1 protein-coding gene is annotated in these 1,800 nt (G+C 63.6%); it reads right to left on the bottom strand.

Annotated features, from left to right (window positions below; all coding sequences use genetic code 11):
* A partial coding sequence (locus tag AC1D00_RS39510) for a HAMP domain-containing protein (protein ID WP_477014416.1) occupies positions 1-1,304 on the bottom strand: 1,304 nt, incomplete at its 3' end.
* Between the last annotated feature and the right edge of the window lie 496 nt (positions 1,305-1,800).

Below are 1,800 nucleotides of genomic sequence, written 5' to 3'. Positions count from 1 at the left end.
GACAGGTCCTGGGCGCGCGTGGCCGTCGTGGTCAGGGTGCCTGCGGAAGCTTCGAGCTCGTTCGATGCCGACGACACGGTGTCCACGATCTCGCCGACCGCACGTTCGAACTGGTTGGCCAGATTTCTCATGTCGGCCTTGCGGCTCTCGGCCTGCCGCGCCTCGACCTCGACCTGCTCGTGGCGCAGGCGCTCGGTCTCGACCATGCTTTCCTTGAACACCTGGATCGCCTTGGCCATGTCGCCGATCTCGTCGCGATTGCCACGGCCCGGGATCTCGACCTTGAGGTCGCCACCGGCGAGAGCACCCATCGCCCGGGTCATCGTGGTCAGCGGTCCGACGATGCTGCGCGCGATCAGGAAGGCGACGAGGCCGCCGAACAGGATCGCAAGGCCGCCGGCGACTTCCTGAATCCAGGTCGTATTGGCAATGACGCCATCGGCGGCCGCGCGCGACTTCTGGTAGTCGGCCTTCAATCCGGTCTCCGCCACCTTGAGCTTGTCGACGCTTTCCCCGATCAGGGGGGCGATACCGTTGCGGTAGATTTCATCGGCCTGGAGGATTGCGGCGGAGGTGGTCTCGAAGGCCGCCTTGTAGGTCGAAAGCGAGCTCTTGATCGGCCCGAATGCGGCCTTGACCTCGTTCGGCAGACCGGCCCCCTCCAGTGACTTGAGCGCTTGCTGCGCCCGGTCGACATTGGTCCTGAAGGTCGCCGGCCCCTTTGCGTCCCGGACGGCGAGGAAGCGCCAGTTTGCGACACGAACCAGCAGGACCTTGGATTCGAGATCGGCGACCGGCGCGGTCACGCTGGTGTCGCCGGTTTCACGCGCGGCCTCGACGAGCTTGCCGGTATTGGCGGTCAGCTCATCGCCGCCGGTGAGCAGAACAGCCTTGCCTTTCGCCGTCTCGGTGACGGCAGCGCCCATGCGCTCCCGCAGCGACTTCATCTTTTCGACGTGACCGATCAGGCCATTGTAGATCTTGAGCCGTTCCTCGGAGACCGTCGACTTGGCCGCGACCTTCAACAGCTCCACCGTCGCCACCTCCCGCTCCGCAGCCTCCTTGAAGGCCGGCTCGTCGGCGTCATAGATGTAGCGAAGATTGGCGCGCCGCAGCGCCTGCAGGTTGATCGAGATTTCCTGAACGCGGGCCGTGTTGTCCGAGAGCGCGGATAGCCGCTCCATCTGGCCCTGAACCGCCCACAAATTCCAGATCGCGACCGCGGCCATGATCAGACCAACGACAACGAGAACCGAAAATCCGGCGTAGAGACGCCCCCGAATTCTGAAACGCAAGCTCGGCATCTTCACCGTCCATCCATAGCAAGAGAGATGGAGTGACCGAACGACTCCCCGACGTCGCAGCGGCCCCCCGCCCAGCCGCAATCACCTTTCGGAGATTCGCGCTGCACGGCGACACCATGAAGAATACTTCTTAATTCAATGCTGCATTTGCCACGCGTGGACTACGGAGGATCGCGCGAAAGATATCGTGGCGATGGCAGGCCCTGCCAGTTCAGCAATCATCTGAACACGAAAGTGGCAATCGAACCTGTCCGGCGCGGCTTGCGTCAGGATGCCGTGCGAGTCGCATGCCCGGCAAAGTTTGTATCGGCGAATTTATCCGGTCATCGAGCAGCTGCCCGCGCCACCATCGCAGGTCCACGCGCATGCGCGTGGACCTTTGCTTTTGAGACGTCCGCGCCGGTCAGGCGGCGTGGACCGAGTTCAGGAATTTGGCGACCTCCTGCTTCAGCCGGTTGCTGTCTGAAGACAGCGAGCGCGCCGCGGAGAGCACCTG

The organism is Bradyrhizobium sp. P2_E8 (genome assembly GCF_056403875.1).
The sequence above is the reverse complement of the archived record's forward strand: the minus strand, read 5'-3'. Positions and strand labels throughout refer to the sequence as shown.